14 protein-coding genes are annotated in these 18,839 nt (G+C 69.8%); 5 read left to right on the forward strand and 9 right to left on the reverse strand.

What is annotated here, in order from left to right; all coding sequences use genetic code 11:
• Positions 1-17 precede the first annotated feature (17 nt).
• Entirely contained in the window at positions 18-971 is a 954-nt protein-coding gene (locus ACFT7S_RS18745; RefSeq protein ID WP_382732985.1) for a DUF4344 domain-containing metallopeptidase, read from the forward strand.
• A 163-nt stretch (positions 972-1,134) separates the two neighbouring features.
• Here the strand turns inward: ACFT7S_RS18745 and ACFT7S_RS18750 are convergent, their stop codons facing one another.
• Positions 1,135-3,999: a GNAT family N-acetyltransferase gene (locus ACFT7S_RS18750; RefSeq protein WP_382732988.1), complete on the reverse strand. Its 2,865-nt coding sequence runs from the start codon at positions 3,997-3,999 to the stop codon at positions 1,135-1,137.
• 114 nt (positions 4,000-4,113) lie between these two features.
• Here ACFT7S_RS18750 and ACFT7S_RS18755 point away from each other — a divergent pair, with 114 nt between their 5' ends.
• Positions 4,114-4,845 (forward strand): siderophore-interacting protein, encoded by a 732-nt coding sequence (locus ACFT7S_RS18755; RefSeq protein ID WP_382732990.1) that lies wholly within the window; start codon positions 4,114-4,116, stop codon positions 4,843-4,845.
• 40 nt (positions 4,846-4,885) lie between these two features.
• Here ACFT7S_RS18755 and ACFT7S_RS18760 read toward each other — a convergent pair whose 3' ends face one another.
• The 6 genes from ACFT7S_RS18760 to ACFT7S_RS18785 all read right to left on the reverse strand — a co-directional run bounded on the left by ACFT7S_RS18760 (position 4,886) and on the right by ACFT7S_RS18785 (position 13,326).
• Positions 4,886-6,451, reverse strand: a complete 1,566-nt coding sequence (locus ACFT7S_RS18760) for an APC family permease (RefSeq protein ID WP_382732992.1) — start codon at positions 6,449-6,451, stop codon at positions 4,886-4,888.
• Positions 6,452-6,709: 258 nt separating this feature from the next.
• Positions 6,710-8,173: an aldehyde dehydrogenase family protein gene (locus tag ACFT7S_RS18765; RefSeq protein WP_382732995.1), complete on the reverse strand. Its 1,464-nt coding sequence runs from the start codon at positions 8,171-8,173 to the stop codon at positions 6,710-6,712.
• A complete protein-coding gene (locus ACFT7S_RS18770) occupies positions 8,170-9,909 on the reverse strand; it encodes an amidohydrolase family protein (protein ID WP_382732998.1) in 1,740 nt (579 codons plus the stop codon). The genes ACFT7S_RS18765 and ACFT7S_RS18770 overlap by 4 nt, the downstream gene beginning before the upstream one ends.
• A gap of 484 nt (positions 9,910-10,393) precedes the next feature.
• Positions 10,394-11,521: an LLM class flavin-dependent oxidoreductase gene (locus tag ACFT7S_RS18775; RefSeq protein ID WP_382733001.1), complete on the reverse strand. Its 1,128-nt coding sequence runs from the start codon at positions 11,519-11,521 to the stop codon at positions 10,394-10,396.
• 98 nt (positions 11,522-11,619) lie between these two features.
• A complete protein-coding gene (locus ACFT7S_RS18780; protein ID WP_382733004.1) occupies positions 11,620-12,405 on the reverse strand; it encodes an SDR family NAD(P)-dependent oxidoreductase in 786 nt (261 codons plus the stop codon).
• Positions 12,406-12,417: 12 nt separating this feature from the next.
• Positions 12,418-13,326 carry an LLM class F420-dependent oxidoreductase gene (locus tag ACFT7S_RS18785; protein ID WP_382733234.1) on the reverse strand — a complete coding sequence of 303 codons (909 nt, stop codon included), beginning with the start codon at positions 13,324-13,326 and terminating at the stop codon, positions 12,418-12,420.
• A 705-nt stretch (positions 13,327-14,031) separates the two neighbouring features.
• On the opposite strand from ACFT7S_RS18785, the gene ACFT7S_RS18790 reads away from it, so the two are divergent.
• On the forward strand, positions 14,032-14,685 hold the full coding sequence (locus ACFT7S_RS18790; RefSeq protein WP_382733006.1) for an FkbM family methyltransferase: 654 nt from the start codon (positions 14,032-14,034) through the stop codon (positions 14,683-14,685).
• A gap of 8 nt (positions 14,686-14,693) precedes the next feature.
• Here the strand turns inward: ACFT7S_RS18790 and ACFT7S_RS18795 are convergent, their stop codons facing one another.
• Together ACFT7S_RS18795 and ACFT7S_RS18800 are read right to left on the reverse strand one after the other, a co-directional pair.
• A complete protein-coding gene (locus ACFT7S_RS18795) occupies positions 14,694-15,272 on the reverse strand; it encodes a low molecular weight phosphatase family protein (protein ID WP_382733009.1) in 579 nt (192 codons plus the stop codon).
• A 96-nt stretch (positions 15,273-15,368) separates the two neighbouring features.
• Positions 15,369-16,775 (reverse strand): polysaccharide biosynthesis tyrosine autokinase, encoded by a 1,407-nt coding sequence (locus ACFT7S_RS18800; protein ID WP_382733012.1) that lies wholly within the window; start codon positions 16,773-16,775, stop codon positions 15,369-15,371.
• A gap of 191 nt (positions 16,776-16,966) precedes the next feature.
• On the opposite strand from ACFT7S_RS18800, the gene ACFT7S_RS18805 reads away from it, so the two are divergent.
• Complete coding sequence (locus ACFT7S_RS18805; protein WP_382733015.1) at positions 16,967-17,641, forward strand: hypothetical protein; 675 nt, start codon at positions 16,967-16,969, stop codon at positions 17,639-17,641.
• Positions 17,584-18,567, forward strand: coding sequence for a GDP-mannose 4,6-dehydratase (gene gmd / locus ACFT7S_RS18810; RefSeq protein WP_382733018.1), 984 nt, complete (start codon positions 17,584-17,586; stop codon positions 18,565-18,567). The genes ACFT7S_RS18805 and gmd overlap by 58 nt, the downstream gene beginning before the upstream one ends.
• Positions 18,568-18,839: the final 272 nt, after the last annotated feature.

An 18,839-nucleotide genomic window follows, 5' to 3' on the forward strand; every position in this document is an offset into this window, starting at 1 on the left:
TGAGGGGCTGAGTTTCGATGCGAACCCGGGCACGGACCTGGAACGGCACGTGGAGCGGGGCACCGGCCGGTGCGCGGGCGGTACGGCGGGCGGCCGGGGCGGCCGTGCTGGCCGCCGTACTGGGGCTGACGTCGGCGGGCTGCTCGTCCGGCGGGGCGCAGGGCGGCGGCAGTGGCGCCGAGCCCTCCGCGGCCGCCGCGGCGGCCCGCGCGAGGGCCACCTCACCGGCCGCATCCCCGTCGGGGAAGGGCGAGCTGGTCGTGACGTACACCGAGGGCCTGACGGCGGCCGACCGGGAGACGGAGGCGTTCCTCCGGAAGAACAAGACCCTGGAAAGTTTCGCCGCGTTCGCGAACAGCCGCGTCGCGCTCCCCTACGACGTGCCCGTCGAGGCGAAGAGCTGCGGCACGACCGACGCGTACTGGGACCCGACAGCGAGGTCGATCACGTACTGCTACGAGTTCCTCGGGCGTATGGCTCCGGCGTACAAAAAGTCCGTCGCCGAGAGCGCCACACCCGGCGCCGACGCGCAGGAGAAGGAGGACGCCGTCGCCGCCGGCCTCATCGGCCTGACCCACGGCGTCCTCGTGCACGAGCTGGGCCACGGACTGATCGCGATGTACGGCCTGCCGGTCGACGGGGACGAGGAGGAGGCCGTGAACCAGCTCTCCGCCGTGCTCCTCACCACGGACGACGACAAGAAGTTCGTCACCGGCATCGTGGACGCCTGGGCGGTGATGGCCGGCCAGGGCGCGAAGAGCAGTACCCGGACCGCCTTCGCCGAGGACCACGCCGTGGACAGCGCGCAGTTCTACGCGTGGGCCTGCTGGGTGTACGGCTCCGACCCCGACGGATACCAGGACCTGGTCGGCCCGGACGTGCTTCCCGAGAAGCGGACCGAGGGCTGCGAGAAGGCGTACAAAAAGGTGGCGACCACCTGGGGCAAGGCGCTTGAGCCGTACCTGAAGTGACCTAGGGCCTTTCGTTTGGATCAGGCCGGATCAGCGAGCGGGGTCTGGTGCGTGCAGCTGCAAGGCGGAGGATTGAGGCAACGCGGAGCGTTGGTGATTGACGACAACGCCGCAGATGTGCGTGCCGGACCCCGCGAGCCCGGCATGATCCAAACGAGAGGCCCTAGGGCCTCTCGTTTGAAAGGCCCGGTCCGGGGCCGGACTGGACAGCGGCAGGCCGTCGCAGGAACGCCAGCCGCGCCCGCTTCTCCGGCTTCTCGATCTCCGGGCCGAGTTCGAAGCCCGCCCGGACCATCCGGGCGACGGCCCGCTCGTTGCGCGCGTCGGGCTCGACGACGATGCGCAGATGCGCCGGGTCGCTGAAGGCGTGACTGACGAGTACGGCGAGCAGGTAGCCGGTGAAGCCACGCTCGGCCCTGTCGCCGGGGCCTATCAGGAGGTGGACGCCGAAGTCGCCGGGCAGCACCTCGTAGCACTCGCCGAGCGGGTCCTCCGCCGGGTCGTACGTCTGGAATATCGCGACCGGGATGCCGTCCCGGAGCGCCAGATAGCCGTGGTGCGTCGTCAGCGAGTCCAGGAAGGTGTACGCCTCCAGGACCTCTTCGCGGCTCGACTCGCTCATGCCCCAGAAGCGGGCCCGCTCCTCGGAGACCCAGCTGTGGATCAGGTCGAGGTCGGCGGCCGGGTCGATGGCGACGAGGCGCACGGTCCCGAGGCCGTCGACCTCCTGCTCGTACACGGTCTCGCGCTGGGCGGGGACGGAGGCGCGGGCGGCTGCGGTCACTTCGGTTGTCTCCTCGGGTCGGTCGCGGTGCAGCGGATCGGATCGGTCGCGGTGCAGCGGATCGGATCGGTCGCGGTGCAGCAGATTCCAGTCGGTGACCACGGACGCGAGCTCGCCCCTTGCCCACAGCGGGAGTTGGTCACGGTGGTGGGCGTCACCGGGTATCCCGGACGCACCGAACGGGGTCACCCACAGGCTGTCCTCGCGGTGCGCCAGGTCCCATACGTAGCGGGCGGCCGGGCCGCGGGCACTGTGGTCGGTGATGCCGGGGACGCTGGAGGTGGACAGCACGCAGTCGTGGTCGCCCGCCAGTCCCGGCCGGCTCGCCTCCGGGTCGGGGTCGGTGCCCGGCCACACCTGCCAGGGCGCGAGGCGGTGCACCTCGCCCCAGGGGCGGGGCGCGTTCCCGTCGCCGTACCGGGCCGCCACGGCCTCCACGGCCTCACTCACCGCCGCCAACCGGTCCTGGTACGGGAAGAGTTCGTGACCGATCAGCGTCTCCAGGGCGTACCCGACCCTCGGGACCGCGGCGAGCCAGGGGCGGAACAGCTCCGGGTGGGCGGTGCTGCGGACGGGGTCGGCGGCGCCCGTAACGGCGGAGAGGACGGGGTGGGCCGCCAGGCGGTGGACGACCTCCGCGCGGAGCGCCGAGTAGAGCGTGGCGTCCGCACTGCCGGCGTCCATGTGCCGGTCCCAGCGCAGCAACCTGCCGCGCAGTTCCGCCGCTTCGGGGCCGAGCTCCGCCGTCTCGGCCAGCAGGCCCAACAGGGGCCGGGCGGAAGCGAGATGGGTGTCGGTGTGGATACCGGCCATGCCTTTGGCGGTCCAGCGCTCTTCCCCGTCGAGCAGCTCACGTATGCGCTCGGCCCGGTGCGCGGGTGCGAACTCGACGCCGAGCGGTGCGGCGAGCCCGCGCTCGTTGGCCATGACCGCCGTGCCGGTGCCGTCGGCCCCGGACACGGTGCGCGGCAGGGGCGAGTGACGGCCGCGCCAGGCGTACGCGGGGTCTTGGGCGGGGACGACCCGCAGCTGGTTGTCGCGCGGGCGCAGCGGTACGTACCCGGCGACGCGGTGCAGGGTCGCGCCGGCGGTATCGGCGGCGAGGACGACGTTGACCGGTTCGACCCAGCCGTCGAGTGCGGTGTCGAGGTCGGCGACGGTACGAGCCCGGAGGAGCGCGGGCAGCACCTCGAAGCCGAGCTCGCCGGTGACGCGGGGCGGGTAGCGGAGGCTGAGGCTGAGGGAGGGGGCGTCGGCCTCGATGTCCGGGGCGTCGGCCTCGGCTTCCGCACCCGGCCCGCCGGTGATCACCGGGCCGCGCCCGGTCTCGATGATCTCGATTGTCACCGGTTCGGCGCCCGCCACCGCGATCGTCTCGGTGTGCGCGGCGGCCGTCTCCCAGCCCTGGGGGCCGAGTGCCTCGACGCCGCCGTCCTCCGTACGCCGCAACTGCTCCCGGTACAGGTCCTGGTAGTCGGCCATGGCGTTGGTGATGGCCCAGGCGACGCCGCCCGCGTGGCCGAAGTGAGCGATGCCGGGGACCCCGGGGACGGCGAGGCCCACCACGTCGAACTCGGGGCAGGCCAGGCGGATCTGCTGGTAGACCCCGGGGTCCTCGATGAAGCGGTGCGGGTCGCCCGCGATGACGGCGGCGCCGGTGACGGTGCGGTCCCCTGTGAGGAGCCAGCCGTTGCTGCCTGAGGTGCCGGGCCCGTCGGTGGCGAAGAGGGTGATCGCGTCGTCGCCGAGTCTTCGGGCGACCTCTTCACGCCAGAGTTTCGTGGGGAAGCCGGCGAACAGGATGTGGGTGGAGAGCCAGACGCCGAGCGGGGTCCACGGCTGCCACCGGCCGGGAGCGATCCCCGCGGCGGCGAATTCCGGTGCCGCGAGGGCGCCTTCGCCGAGTCCGGTGTTGACCCCGTCGACGTATGCCGTCACCCAGGCAGCCGTGTCGGGGGCGAGGCGGGAGAGCCGGTCGAAGCAGTGGCGGGCGGTGTCTTCGAGCCGGGCCTGCCGGGCGAACCGGTCCCAGGCCAGAGCCTCTTCACCGAGGAAAGCGGCCGTGGTGCCCTGGAGCCGGTGGCGTTCGGTCTCGATCTGCCAGGCGCGGTCGGTCGCCGCGTTGTGGCCCTGCGCGCGGGCGAGCGCGAGAGCGCTGTCCGCCCGCAGATGGGGTATCCCCCAGTCGTCCCTGAAGACGTCGAAGCCCGCCTCCGAGGCCGTTGATGCGCCCACAGTCCCCATCCCCACTCCCGAGCTCCGCTTTCCGGCGCTTTTCAGCCACCCCCCAGCCCCCGCAATTTAGGTTAGCCTAACCTAAAGGGATTTTCGGGGCAGGGGACAGGGAAGGGATCAGTCGTGGGTCATGGCTGGGAGGGCGTCGTCCTCAAGCTGATGCGGGGGCGCGATTTCACGTTCACCGTAACGGGGGCCGAGCAGGTCACCGAGGACTTCCGCCGGGTGCATATGAAGGACGGCGGACTGCTCGCCGCGACCGGCGGCGCACACCCCACGATGTGGGTGCGCATCTGGTTCGAGGAGGCTGGGAAGCCCCATCAGCGCGCCTACACCCTGGTCGACCCGGACCCGGCCGCCGGGACGTTCAGCCTGGAGTTCGCGCTCCACGACGGTGCCGCGAGCAACTGGGCCCGTACCGCCCAGCCGGGCGACACCATCGACGCGACCCTCCAGGGCACCGGCTTCACCCTGCCCGAGCCCGGCCCCGCCCGGCTCTTCGTGGTCGGCGACGCCGCGTCCCTCCCCGCGATCAACTCGCTGCTGGACGCGATCCCGCAGACCCCGGCGACGATCTGGTTCGAGACGACGCACGCCTCCGACGAGAAGCTGCCGTTCCGCCTGGACCCGGCCCACCACACCCTGCACAAGGTCCCGCGCCGCGAGGCCGGCGCACACCTGGTGGCCGAGGTGAAGGCGGCCCTGCCGGGCCTGCTCGGCGACGTCCCGTCCGACGCGTACGTCTGGATCGCCTGCGACACGGCGACGACCAGGTCCCTGAGCGCGTACGCACGCAAGGACCTGGCCGTCCCCAAGGACCACGTGACCGCCCTGGGTTACTGGCGCGCGACCTGAGCCCTGCCGGGCCCACGGTGAGCGGGCCCGGCACCGGCCTTCAGTCCGCGACCACCAGCGCCGGGGTCTCCCGCCTCAGCACCTCGCCGCGGAAGAACGCGGGGCTGCGCCCCTGCATCACGATCATCAGGACCCCGCCGAGCAGCAGCAGTCCGACGGCGATGACGAAGACCGATCCGACGCCGAGGACGGAGGAGCCGGAGCCGTACGCCGGGTCCCACATGTCGTACAGCGTCTTGCCGAAGACCGCGGTCAGCAGGATGCCGCCGAGGATCGGGCAGAGGCCCTTGTAGACGAAGTCGCGGGCGGAGCGGAACAGTTCGTTGCGGAAGTACCAGGCGCAGGCGAACGCGGTGATCGAGTAGTAGAAGCAGATCATGAGGCCGAGCGCGTAGATCGTGTCGACGAGGACGTTCTCGCTGACCAGCGTCATGACCGTGTAGAACGTGCCGGTCGCGACGCCCGCCGTGACCGTCGCGCGGCCCGGGGTCTTGAAGCGCGGGTGGACCTTGGCGTACGAGGCGGGCAGGGCCTCGTACGAGGACATCGCCAGCACCGTGCGCGCCACCGGGATGAACGTGGTCTGCAGGCTCGCCGCGGCCGACGCGAGGACCGCGACGAAGAGCAGGATGCCGAGGCCGGGACCCATGACCGGGCCCGCGAGCGCGGCGAAGACGTTGTCGGAGGTCTCCGGGTTGGCGAGGCCGAGGCCCTTGTCGCCGGAACCGACCATCATCTGGGCGGCGATGCCGGTGGCCAGGTACGAGCCGACGAGGACGACCATCGCGATGAGGGCGGCGCGGCCGGGGGTCTTCGCGCTGCCGACGGTCTCCTCGTTCGTCGTCATGCAGGCGTCCCAGCCCCAGTACATGAAGATCGAGAGCGAGAGACCGGCCGTGAAGGCGGCGAAGGACTGGACGGCGAACGGGTTCATCCAGGACCAGGAGAAGTCCAGGCCCGTGTCGAACGTGCCGCTGCGGGCCTTCTGGAAGGCCATCACCACGAAGACGGCGAGGACCACGAGCTGGAGGCCGACCAGTGCGTACTGGATGCCCTTCGTCGCCGTCATCCCGCGGTAGCTGATCGCCGTGGCGACGGCGATCAGGATCAGACAGGTGAGGATGTGGACCGGCTTGCTGTCGTCCAGGGCGGCGACCGAGCCGCTGCCGCTGATCTCGCCCGCCATGAGCCAGAAGTACGAGGTGGCGACGCCTGCCAGGTTCGACAGGACGATGATCGTCGCGATGACCAGGCCCCAGCCGCACATCCAGCCGACGCGCGGGCCGAATGCCTTCACCGTCCAGGTGAAGGAGGTGCCGCAGTCGGGCATGACCTTGTTGAGCTCGCGGTAGGCGAAGGCGACCAGCAGCATCGGCAGGAAGCCCGCGAGGAAGACGGCGGGCATCTGCACGCCGACCTCCCCGGCGGTGGAGCCGAGCGTGGAGGTCAGGCAGTACACGGGGGCGACGGTGGAGACGCCGATGACGGCGCTGCCCATCAGACCCACGGAGTTGCCACCGAGGCCCTTGCCGCGTACACCGCCGTCGGCCGGGGTGGTTCCCCGTACCGTGTCTCCGGCCTGTGGCCGCGCGTCCAGCTGAGTCATGCAGAGGACGTTAGGCGATGCGATATCCATATCCGGAGGGTGAGACTCCGGCGTCTCACCCTTGGATTAAAGGTGAATAAACGACCACGAGTTCCTGAATTAAAGGCACATGACGATTAGTGCCTCTCAATAGATGGTCCACAGGCGAGCGGGGCATTGTGCGAGAACCGCAACAGTGTCCGTTTTGCCCGGTTCGAAAGTTTCCCGTGCGTATCCGCATTACGGACACCTGTCACTCCCCACGCTCAGCCCGTTCGCTCAGCCCGGCCAGACGATCGCCTGCGTCTCGCTGTACGCGTGCAGGGCGTACGAGCCCACATCGCGCCCCACCCCGCTCTTCTTGAACCCGCCGAACGGCGCCTCCATGTTCCGGCCGATGGTGTTGACGCCGACCCCGCCCGCGCGCAGCCGCCCGGCGATCCGGAAGGCCCGTGCGACGTCTCCGGACCAGACGTAGTCGAGGAGCCCGTAGTCGCTGTCGTTGGCGAGGGCGATGCCTTCCTCCTCGTCGTCGAAGGGGACGACCACGACGACCGGGCCGAAGATCTCCTCCCGTACGACGCGCATGTCGTTCGTGCAGTCGGCGAGCAGGGTGGGCGCGACGTAGAAGCCGCGGTCGAGACCGGAGGGACGGGCACCGCCCGCGACGACGCGTGCCCCCTCCTTCCGGCCGAGCTCGATGTACGACTCGACGCGGTCGCGATGGGCGGCGGAGATGACCGGCCCGACGACGGTGCCCCGCACGGTCGGGTCGCCGACCTTCAGATACCCCGCGTACGCGGCCAGCTTCTCCACCAGCGCGTCGTAGACACCGCGTTGCGCCAGCACCCGGGTCGGGGCCGTACAGATCTGGCCGCTGTAGAACGAGAACGTCGTGCCGATGCCCGCCACCGCCGAATCCAGATCGGCGTCGTCGAGGACGAGCGCAGCCCCCTTGCCGCCCAGCTCCATCAGCTGCCGCTTCATCGAGCGCCCGCACACCTCGGCGATGCGCTGACCGACGGCGGTCGAGCCGGTGAAGCTGACCATGTCCACATCGGGTGAGTCGACGGCGGCCTCCCCCGCCCCGGGGCCGGAACCGGTGACTACGTTGACGACGCCCGGCGGGATGCCCGCCTCTTCGAGTGCGGCGGCCATCGCGTAGACGGAGAGCGGGTCCTGCGGGGCCGGCTTCACGAGGACCGTGTTGCCCATGGCGAGGGCAGGGGCGATCTTGCCGGCCGCGTTGGCCCACGGGTTGTTGTACGAGGTGATGCAGGTGACGACCCCGACCGGCCGGCGGACGGCGAGCGCGCCGAAGACACCGGCCCGCCCCATCGGCCCGGCCTCGTTGATCTGCGGCGGCACGGCCTCCTCGACAGGTTCCAGCGCGCCTTTCGCGTAACGCCGGAAGCGGGCCGCGCCGACGGCCACCTGCATCCCACCGGCCGTACCCGTGGTCGCGCCGCTCTCCGCCGAGGCCAGCGCGGTGTGCGCGGCGGCGTCCCGCTGGATGATCCCGGCCGCCCGGCCGAGGATCGCGGCACGGTCCTCGGGGCGGCTGCGGGACCAGCCGGCGAAGGCGTCGCGGGCCGCGGCAGCCGCCGCGTACACCTGCTCGCGGCTCGCCTCGGGTGCCAGTCCGACGACGTCCTCGGTGGCCGGATTGATCACCTCGTAGGAGCCGCAGTCGGGTTCGGTCCACTCGCCACCGATGAAGAGGCGCTGCTTCTTGTCGCTCATGCGGTGCTCACCGTCCGGGTGTCGCGGCCGGACCGGAGCACCGTGCCGGGGACCGCGCCGGTCACCTTGTCGTCGCGCAGCGTCTCGACGCCGTTGACGCGGACGGACACGATGCCGATGGCCTTGGAGTCCAGGCGCGGGCTGTCGCCGGGCAGGTCGTGGACGAGGGTGGCGGGGCCCGCGTCGATGCGTTCGGGGTCGAAGAGGACGAGGTCGGCGTGGAATCCCTCCTGCACCCGTCCCCGCTCCCGCAGTCCGAAGAGCTGCGCGGGGTCGTCGGTGAGCATCTTGACCGCCTGGGTCAGGGGGAGGAGTTTCCGGCCGCGCAGACAGTCGCCGAGGAAGCGTGTGGTGTACGGGGCTCCGCACATCCGGTCCAGGTGGGCGCCCGCGTCGGAGCCGCCGAGCAGGACGTCCTCACGTTCCCAGGTCTGCTGTCGCAGGGCCCAGGAGTCCGGGTCGTTGTCGGAGGGCATGGGCCACAGGACCGTACGCAGCTCGTCGGCGGCGCAGATCTCGACGAGGCAGTGAAAGGGGTCGAGACCGCGCTCGGCGGCGATGTCCTTGACGACGCGCCCGCTGAGTCCTTCGTTGGCCGCGCTGTACGTGTCCCCGATGACGTACCGGCCGAAGTGGGCGAGGCGACGGAAGACACCGGCCTCCTTGCTGTCGGCGCGGCGGAGCATCTCGGCACGGGTGCCGGTGTCGCGCAGCCGCTCGATGCGCTCGGGGACGGGGAGGGCGAGGATGTCGCCCCAGCCGGGGATGAGGTTGAGGGCGCAGAAGGTGCCGAGCGACATGTTCATCGGGGTGAGGATCGGCATGGTGAGGGCGACGATCCGGCCGCCCGCGCGGCGGGCCCGTTCGCTGGGTATCAGCTGGCGGGGTACGCGTTCGGGGACGGCGGCGTCGATGGTGAGGACGTTCCAGTTGAGGGGCCGCCCGGCGGCGGCGCTCATGTCGACGAGCAGCTCGATCTCCTCGTCGGAGAACTGGTCGAGGCAGCCCGCGACGATCGCTTCGAGCTGGGTGCCTTCGTGCTCCCCGACGGCCCGGGAGAGGGCAAGGAGCTCTTCGGGCAGCGCGTGCCGGGAGGCGACGGGCTGCCCGTCGCCGTCGGAGTGGGTGGAGGACTGGGTGGTGGACAACCCCCAGGCCCCGGCATCCATGGCGTCATGGAGCAGCGCGAGCATGGCGGCCAGTTGCGGGCCGGTGGGCTGCCCGCCGACGGCGTCCGGTCCCATCACATGCCGGCGCAGGGCGCAGTGCCCGACCATGAACCCGGCGTTGACGGCGATGCGCCCTTCGAGGGCGTCGAGATACTCCCCGAAGCCGGACCAGGTCCAGTCGACGCCCTCTTCGAGCGCGGCGAGCGCCATGCCCTCGACCCGCGACATCATCCGCCGCGTGTAGTCGGCGTCCTCGGGCCGGTCCGGGTGGAGCGGGGCGAGGGTGAACCCGCAGTTGCCCCCGGCGACGGTGGTGACGCCGTGATTCATGGACGGCGTGGCGTACGGGTCCCAGAGGAGCTGGGCGTCGTAATGCGTATGCGGATCGACGAAGCCGGGTGCGAGCACGAGCCCGGTGGCGTCCTCACTGGTGACGGAGTCCTCGGTGAGGGTGCCCGGCTCGGCGATGACGGCGATACGGCCGTCGCGGATGCCGAGGTCGGCGGTGTACGCGGGAGCGCCGGTGCCGTCCACGACGGTCGCTCCGCGGATGAGGTGGTCGAGCATGACGCTTCCCTTCGTGGTGGGTGTGCCGCCGGGGTGCGTACGGGTTGGCCGCGGTACGCATCCCGGCGGCCGGGGCGACGGTCCGGGAAGACGCCGCCCGGTATGGGGGCATGCGGGTGGCGGGGCGGTGCCGGGGCCCTGCGGGGCTTTCCCCTACTGGGGCTCCGCCCCAGACCCCGGTCCTCAAACGCCGGACGGGCTGAAAATTGCCCCCGGGCACCCCCAGCTCCCACACCCGCCAGTACCAGCCCCGCCGGCGTTTGAGGCGCAGGATCCGGGGCGGAACCCCAGGTCACCCCCAGCCCCGCCGGCGTTTGAGGCGCAGGATCCGGGGCGGAACCCCAGGTCACCCCCAGCCCCGCCGGCGTTTGAGGCGCAGGGTCCGGGGCGGAGCCCCGGGTTCGGGAAGGGGCGGGTAGGGGAAGAGGCCCGCCGCAGGCGCACCCCCGCACCCCCGCACCCCCGCCCCGACAAGCGCGCCGCCCTACGACCCCGCCGCCGCCCGGAACCGGCTCGTCCGGTGCACCGGATCCGTATCGATCTTCGGAATCACGTGCTCGCCGATCAGCTTGATCGAGTTCATCGTGTCCGCAGGCGAGATCCCGATCGGCAGCCCGAAGCTCAACTGATCCGCCCCCGCCTGCTCCCACCGCCGACACTGCTTCAGCACCTCGTCCGGATCCCCGCAGATCATCAGCTCCTCCGCGATCAGCAGCTCGATGATCTCCTCGGAGTACTCCGGCAGCAGCTCCGGCCACTCCGGCACCCCCTCCGGCCGGGGGAACGTGTCGTGGTAGCGGAACAGCAGCGACTGCAGATAGTTCAGCCCACCGCTCACCGCGATCTCCACAGCCTTCGCATGCGTCTCCGCACAGATCGCCGTGGACGTCACCATCACGTTGTCGTTGACGAAGTCACCGACCGGCCGGGCCTCTTTCACCGCCGTCTTGTACGACTCGACGACCCACTCCATGTCGGCGACCTTCTGAACACTGAAGCCCAGCACGCCGAGCCCCTTCTTGGCCGCCATGGCGTACGAGGACGGCGACCCGGCCGCGTACCACATCGCCGGATGCGACTTCCCGTACGGCTTCGGCAGGATCTTCCGCGGCGGCAACGACCAGTGCTTGCCCTGGAAGCCGACGTACTCGTCCTGGAGCCACATCTTGGGGAACTCGGCGATGGTCTCTTCCCAGAGTTCCTTGGTGTGGTTCATGTCGGTGATGCCCGGCATGAATCCCAGGATCTCGTGGCTGCCCGCCCCCCGCCCCGTACCGAATTCGAAGCGCCCCTCCGACAGGTGGTCGAGCATGGCGACCTTCTCGGCCACCTTCACCGGGTGGTTGACGGGGGCGAGCGGGTTGAAGATGCCGGACCCCAGATGAATCCGGTCGGTGGCGTGCGCGAGGTAGCCCAGGTACACATCGTTGGCGGAGAGGTGCGAGTACTCCTCCAGGAAGTGGTGCTCGGAGGCCCAGGCGTACTTGAAGCCGGACTTGTCCGCCTGGATGACGTACTCGGTCTCCTCGATCAGTGCCTTGTGCTCTGCCTCGGGATCGACCTTGGCGCGCGCGGCAGGCACGTACCCCTGCACAAAGAGCCCGAATTCCACGGAGGTTCACCGTCCTCAATCATTTCTGACACACCGTCAGTTCACGATGCGACCGACTGTTCCACCGGCGGTCCGACCCGTCAATAGCTGACGCATCGTCAGAAGAGGCTGACGCCCGCCAGCCACCCTCCGTCGATCACGAACGGCTGCCCGGTGATGTACGAGGAGTCCTCGGAGCTCAGGAACAGCGCGAGCGCCGCCACCTCCTCCGGCTGCCCGATCCGCCCGAGCGGCACGAGCTTCTTGTAGAGCTCGGCCACCGCCGCCCTGGACTCCTCGGGATCGGCCGTCGGATCCAGCGCCGCCGGATTGGTCATCGGGGTGTCCACGGCCCCGGGGCATACGGCATTGACCCGTATCCCCTTGGCCGCCAGCTCCACCGCCGCCACCCTCGTCAGCCCGACCACCGCATGCTTGGTGGCGGCATACGCGCCCACGAACGCCATGCCCGTAAGCCCTGTGTACGAGGCGGTGTTGACGATCGTCCCGCCGCCCGCGGCCTCGATCTCCGGGGCGACGGTCTTGATCCCCAGAAATGCCCCGACCTGGTTGACCTGCACGATCTGCTGGAACTCCGCCAGCGGCGTACTCACCAGCTCGTTGAAGCGCAGAATCCCCGCGTTGTTGACCAGCCCGTCGATCTTCCCGAAGGTCTCTTTCGCCACCTCGACGGCGGCCTGCCACTCCTCCTCCCGGCTCACATCCAGATGCACGAACCGCGCGGCATCGCCCCCCAACTCCTTGGCCAGCGCCTCCCCTTGCTCGTCGAGCACATCGGCGATCACCACCCGCGCCCCTTCCGCGACGAAGAGCCGTGCCTCCTGCTCGCCCTGCCCGCGCGCCGCACCGCTGATGAACACGACTCGCCCGTCCAGCTTGCCCATGGCCCGGTCTCCCTACCTGTCGAGATGAGGTGCGACCTCGGCGGCGAACGCCGCCATCTGGTCGGTCAGTTCGTCACGGCTCCGGCTGCGGAACCGCACCTGGATCTGGTGCACGCCCATCGCCGCGTACTCCCGCAGCGACTCGGCGATCACCTCCGGCTTCCCGGTGAGGGCGCGCCTGCCCACGGCCCAGTCCGGCTCGCCCACGTACAGCGGCTCGGCGATGGCCCCGACGACGATCGGCTCCTCGACCCCGGCCTCCTCGCGCAGGGCGAGCAGCCGGGCGATCTGCGCGGGCAGCCTGCTCCTGGGGTCGCCCTGCGGCAGCCACCCGTCACCGCGCACGGCGGCCCGCCGGACGGCTGCGGGCGAGGAGCCGCCCACCCAGACGGGCACCCGCTCCTGCACGGGACGCGGCAGCTGCCCCAGCCCGCCGAAGGCGAACCGTTCCCCGGCGAACTCCGGATACTCCGCCGGCCCGAGCGCGGCCTTCAGCGCGTCGACGCTCTCGTCCAGCAGCCCTCCGCGCCCGTCGAAGTCCACGCCGAGCGCCTCGAACTCCTCCCGCACATGCCCGGCCCCGACCCCGAGAATCAGCCGCCCTCCGCTGAGGTGGTCGAGTGTGGCGTACTGCTTGGCGGTGACGAGCGGATGCCGCAGCCCGACGACGGCGACATGGCTCATGAGCAGCACGCGCTCGGTGACCCCCGCGAGAAAGGACAGGGTCGCCACCGGGTCGTACCAGACCGTACTCATGGCCTCGGCGAGCCGCGGCGGCACACCCACATGATCACAACAGGCCAGATACCCGAATCCGGCCCGGTCGGCGGTACGGGCAATCTCGACAAGATCGGCGGGAGTGGCCCCGGCCTCCCACCTCTCCGCGTAAATGGTGCTCTGCGACTGAATCGGCAGCTGCATCCCGTACGACAGCGGCCCGGCGGACAGTATCGGCACCGACCGGCCTCCTTCCCGTGAAGTTCCCCTGAAGCTGATCTGACGCCTCGTCACATAACGAGCGGGGGCCATCGTCGTACTTGACGCCCCATCAGACAAGGGGAGTTACGGAAACACCGTCCCGGAACCGGCATCCGACGGTTCACCCGTACGGCCCCCTTCACATTGCTGACCAGGCAATCCCTGGAGCCTTGAGTCGCTGACCGACCGGTCGTTCCCGCACGCAGGAGGGGTTGTCGTCATGGCCTGCACACCCAAGGGCGCCACCCCCGTCACACACCGCCACCGCCGCCGCGAACCGCGAGGCAGCGGCCCGGTACGCCATGGGCGACAGACAGGACTTCGCCGACCCCAACTTCGACATCGTCACCCCCTGACGACGGCTCACTGATCTGCGGGCTACGCAGACACGCAGACGCCGGAGCCCGTAATCAAGCACTTTGTGCGGTTTTTCCGCCTTACTGTGTCAGCGTGAGAGCCATCGACACACTCCTCAGGAACCGTGGCACCGTCCGCCTGCCCCACTCGGTTCAGCGGCGCATTCGCTCCGCTGCCGTACGTGGCCTCGTCCCGCGCCGGGCCTGGAGTCGACTCCAGCCCACCGGCACCTGGACGCTCCACGCGCCCGACGGCAGCCCGTTCAGATATCACTCGGCAAGCAACGACATCATGGCGCGCTCCGTTGTCTGGACGGATCTGCGGCACTGGGAGGAGACCACCCAGCCCGTTCTCTTCGAGCTGGCCCGCACCGCCCGAGGCTTCCTCGATATTGGCGCGTTCTCCGGTGTTTACACGCTGCTCGCCTGCGCTGCGAACCCCCGGCTTCGCGCTCTCGCCTTCGAGCCCAATCCGAACACGGCTCCGCTGCTGCGCCGCAATGTGGAGATCAACGGCCTCCAGCATCGCGTGACCGTGGTGGAGAAGGCACTCTCCGCCGCCCCGGGCAAAGCCCGTCTCTCCATCCCCCACGACACGACGGCCGCCTCGCTCGACGCGTCGAGCGTCCGCTCGCCCACAAGCAGCGTGGAGGTGGCCGTGACTACCGCCGACGAGGTGGCCGCCGGGCTCGACGTGGACCTGGTCAAGATCGACGTGGAAGGCCTGGAGTCGGAGGTCATGCGTGGAATGACAGGACTGATCCACCGCTGTCGCCCGCAGATCATCGTCGAATGCCTGGACGCGGAGGCTCTCGCCAAAGTGTGCGAGACGACCCAGGATCTCGGCTACACCTCCGTGCATCATCTCGGGAGGAACGGCCCGGCGGCGGCAGGACCAGGATTCGTCCCGCCGCCGCGCTACGCCAATTTCCTGATCGCTCCCTGACCCGATCGTCACCCCTGAGTTCGCCGGACGGAAACGGCCGCCCGCACGCCCAGCAGACCGGCCAGTGCTGTCACGCACAGGTCGATCTGCTGGGCGCGTTCGCGTAGCACGTCATAGGTTTCGCCCCACGGGTCGGCGAATGCGTCGTCGGCGGCCGGCACTGGGCCGAGCCTCCCCCTGACCGCGGCAGCTGCCGCGATCACCTCGCGTGCCGAGGCGCCCGGCGGGCCGCCCTGCGCCGTCCGCACGAACTCTTTGAGAGTGAAGCAACGCCGCAGTGCCGTGGGGCACAGCCTGACGGCGGCCTCACGGTGCTCCCGTTCCATGCCCAGGACCAGTTCGGCGTCCTCGACCAGGTCGGCAGTCAGCAGCCGGGTGGTGAACCCCGCGCTGTCGCCGCCCAGTTCGGCGAGCACGGAACGGGTAGCGGGGTGGATCCCATGGCCGTACGGCGCGTGCGTTCCGGCGCTCCCCGCACGTGCGTCCGGCAGGCAGCGAGCGAGCAGCCGCTCGGCCAGCGGGGAGCGGTGCATGTTGCCCGTGCAGACGAACAGGATTTTCAGCTGGGCAGCTGCGTCATCAGCCATCTACCCCTCGCCTTCTCACGCCTGCGCAGGCCGAGTTCGCCCGCACCGCGCAGCAACGGCCGATGGAACCCGCATGGACGAAACACGGAAGCGCTCTCATTCACGCCTACCGAGCGGGGCCGTCACCGCTGCGCGCGGACGCGGAGTGACCTTCGCCTGGGTGACTCCGACGGACTCGTATCCGTATCCTCCAGCCTTGGACTGGGGGGCCATGCTGAGGACAGTGCCGAGGGTTCGTGTGCCGACGGCCTGCAGCGAGTCGGCTGCGGCACGGATGCGGTCGCTCGGCGTCTTCCCGGCCCGCACCACCAGCAGGGCCCCATGGGCCCGCGGTCCCAGTCCCACGGTGTCGGCAACGGGGAGGAGCGGGGCGCTGTCCACGATCACCGCCTCGTAGCGTTCGGAGAGTTCACGCAGGATCTCGCCCATCCGCTCGGAGGCCAGCAGTTCCGCCGGATTGGGCGGCACCGGGCCACTGGTGAGGACGTGGAGTGACCCTGGGGCCTGTTGCATGACGTCGTCGACGTCGGCGCGCCCGATCAGCACACTGGTGAGGCCTGCATCCTGGACGAGGCCGAACGCCCGGGCCACCCGTGGGCGGCGCAGATCGCCATCCACCAGAACCGTTGACGTACCGGTTTCAGCAAGGGCGAGGGCCAGATTGATCGCCGTGCTCGTCTTGCCCTCGGACGCGAGCGAGCTGGTCACCACAACGACGCGGGGCCGTTCACCGATCTGCGCGAACTGCAGATTCGTCCTCAGATGCCGGAATGCCTCGGCCCGCGCGGAGTGGGTGGCGGTGGTCATCGTGTCGCTCTGCCGTGCGGCCGACTTGTCGAAGGGGATGGCGCCGAGCACAGGCAGTCCGGTGATCTCTGCAAGTGCGGTGACATCGCTGACGGTGGTGTCGGACGCCTCTCGGGCCGTGGCGATACCGGCACCGAGCAGCAGACCGGCCAGCAGACCGACGGCGAGATTGAGTCCGGGGTTCGGGGAGACCGGCCCGGTGGGGACAGCAGCGGTCTCGGTGACCCCGAGCCGCACCGGCGACTGCTGGCCACCCGCGGGCATCTCCAACTCCTCGACCACCCGACTGAATTGGGTGGCAACTTCGTTTGCGATCTTGGCGGCGCGCCGCCGGTCCCCATCACTGACCGTGATGTCCACGAGAACCGTGCCCATCGGGGCCTGTGCGGTGATGCGTCCGGCCAGCTCGTCGGAACGGAAGGGGAGATCCAGCTCGTGGACGACCGCATCCGTGACCTGACGACTGGTCACGATGGCGGCGTACGACTGGACCCGGGCGACAGAGAAACTGCTGCCCTGGTTGAGCTCTGCGGAACCCTCGCCCGTGGAGGCCGACACGAAAAGCTGGGTGCGGGCCTCGTAGACGGGCGGGGTCGAAGCCGTGGCCGCCCAGCCTGCTGCGACCCCCAGCAGGGTGAAGACGACGACGATCGGCCACCTACGGGTCAGTGCTCTCAGGATGGTGCGGAGATTCACTCAGTACACCTCATCGGGTTGTTCGCCCCCACTCGGCCAGCCTATGCGCGATATGGGCGTTTATGCATGAATGATGACATCTGAGAGTCAAGGAGTTCGCGTGCTGTCAGCCCATGTCGCTGTTCTGATGACCAGTCGCAATCAATGAGGCCAGATCGGGCTTCATCCATCTGCTGTGCGCCGTCGCGTACATGGCTGTCCTGACAGTGGGCTGGCTGCTCTCCCGCCGCGGCCGCCGCGGATCCCGTGCCGGTTCGGTGCTCCTGGCGGCCTGTGGTGCTGCGGCGCTCCTGCTGACTGCCCGGTACGGCGGTGGCGTCGCGGCGAGCCTCGCCTCGTCGGGGGAGGGCGACCGCACGTTGATGTGGCGCGTCGACGGGGGGCTCGACCTGCTGCCCCAGCTGCGGACCATTCAGGACTGGCTGGTGGGACTACCGTTCGGCTCGCAATACACCCGGCTGATGGACGGCATCGTGGCCTCCGTATCGCCGCACAACTACTACCTGCAGGTGCTGCTCCGGCTCGGGCTCGTAGGCCTGGCCGCCCTGCTCGCCCTGTACGCCATGGCCTGGCGCTCAACCGGTCCCGGCGTTGCGCAACCGGCCGCATCACCCGTCGTCGGGTCCGCCCCGGCCGTGCCGGACACCGACGAGCGGTCACGTCTCCTGCTGCGTCTGCTGCTGTGCAGCCAGCTCGTGTTCGCCGTCACCTACCCGCTCTTCCCCGAACAGGCCGTGGTGCTGGGTCTGCTGGCCGCCTATGCGCGACCAGTGGGCGGCGGCGCCCCCCGCACACCCAAGGAGTTCCCATGTCCCGAACGACCGCTCTCATCACCGGCATCACCGGCCAGGACGGTTCGTACCTAGCCGAACTGCTCCTCGGCAAGGGCTACGAAGTACACGGACTGATGCGCCGCTCCTCCTCGTTCTCCACCGGCAGGATCGACCATCTCTATCAGGACCCGCACGATGCGGACTCCCGGCTCCGGTTGCACTACGGCGACCTTGCCGACGGCTCCCGTATCGCTGCTCTGCTCGATCACATCCAGCCGCACGAGGTCTACCATCTGGCCGCCCAGTCCCATGTTCGTGTCTCCTTCGACGAACCCGAGTTCACCGGCTCCACCACCGGGCTCGGCACCACCCGGCTGTTGGAAGCCATCCGGATGACCGGTCTGCCCTGTCGCTTCTACCAGGCGTCCAGCTCCGAAATGTTCGGCACTTCGGCGCCGCCGCAGTCCGAGCTGACCTCTTTCCATCCACGTTCTCCGTACGCGGCCGCGAAGGTGTACGCGTACTGGATCACCCGTAACTACCGTGAGGCATATGGCATCCACGCGGTGAACGGCATCCTCTTCAACCACGAGTCGCCGCGCCGCGGTGAGACATTCGTGACCCGGAAGATTGCCCGGGCCGCGGCCCGGATCGCCCGCGGTGAGCAACAGTTCCTGTACATGGGCAATCTGGAGGCGCGCCGTGACTGGGGGTACGCCCCCGAGTACGTCGAAGCCATGTGGCGGATGCTCCAGTGCGACCTGGCGGACGACTACGTCGTCGCCACGGGTACGAGTTACAGCGTCCGGGACTTCCTGACGTTCTGTTTCGAACACGTCGGGCTGGACTGGGAGCGACATGTCCGCTTCGACGAACGGTATCTGCGCCCCTCCGAGGTGCCCGATCTGGTCGGGGACGCGTCCAAGGCAGAACGCCTGCTCGGCTGGCGGGCCACCGTGCACACACCCGAACTCGCCCGGATCATGACCGCGGCCGAGGTCGGGGCGGCTGTGGAATGAGCGTGCCATCGGTGCTCCACCTCAGTAACGAACCCTCGCTGCGGGCCCGTCCGCGCTTCTCCCGGGCATTCGCCGGATTCGCCAGGTCCGGATTGCTCAGGTGCACCGTCGTCTCACCACGCCCCCTGCTCGCGGACGGGGCGACACCTGACGCAGCCGTCGCCCACACGGTGGCCGTCGCCCGGGAGGCCGGAAGACAACCGTGGTGAGTCGCCCGCTCGTCCTGTACATCAGCAATGAGGGTCTGCTGCCCGGCCCCCGCACGGGCTTCG

It is taken from the genome of Streptomyces sp. NPDC057136, from assembly GCF_042670885.1.
In the GTDB taxonomy this organism is placed as follows: domain Bacteria; phylum Actinomycetota; class Actinomycetes; order Streptomycetales; family Streptomycetaceae; genus Streptomyces.

Bases quoted from the DNA above. Each gene is read 5' to 3' on its own strand.
- ACFT7S_RS18745 (WP_382732985.1), top strand. From the start codon at position 18: ATGCGAACCCGGGCACGGACCTGGAACGGCACGTGGAGCGGGGCACCG.
- ACFT7S_RS18750 (WP_382732988.1), bottom strand. From the start codon at position 3,999: ATGGGGACTGTGGGCGCATCAACGGCCTCGGAGGCGGGCTTCGACGTC.
- ACFT7S_RS18760 (WP_382732992.1), bottom strand. From the start codon at position 6,451: ATGACTCAGCTGGACGCGCGGCCACAGGCCGGAGACACGGTACGGGGA.
- ACFT7S_RS18765 (WP_382732995.1), bottom strand. From the start codon at position 8,173: ATGAGCGACAAGAAGCAGCGCCTCTTCATCGGTGGCGAGTGGACCGAA.
- ACFT7S_RS18770 (WP_382732998.1), bottom strand. From the start codon at position 9,909: ATGCTCGACCACCTCATCCGCGGAGCGACCGTCGTGGACGGCACCGGC.
- ACFT7S_RS18780 (WP_382733004.1), bottom strand. From the start codon at position 12,405: ATGGGCAAGCTGGACGGGCGAGTCGTGTTCATCAGCGGTGCGGCGCGC.
- ACFT7S_RS18785 (WP_382733234.1), bottom strand. From the start codon at position 13,326: ATGCAGCTGCCGATTCAGTCGCAGAGCACCATTTACGCGGAGAGGTGG.
- ACFT7S_RS18790 (WP_382733006.1), top strand. From the start codon at position 14,032: ATGGCGCGCTCCGTTGTCTGGACGGATCTGCGGCACTGGGAGGAGACC.
- ACFT7S_RS18795 (WP_382733009.1), bottom strand. From the start codon at position 15,272: ATGGCTGATGACGCAGCTGCCCAGCTGAAAATCCTGTTCGTCTGCACG.
- ACFT7S_RS18805 (WP_382733015.1), top strand. From the start codon at position 16,967: ATGGCTGTCCTGACAGTGGGCTGGCTGCTCTCCCGCCGCGGCCGCCGC.
- gmd (WP_382733018.1), top strand. From the start codon at position 17,584: ATGTCCCGAACGACCGCTCTCATCACCGGCATCACCGGCCAGGACGGT.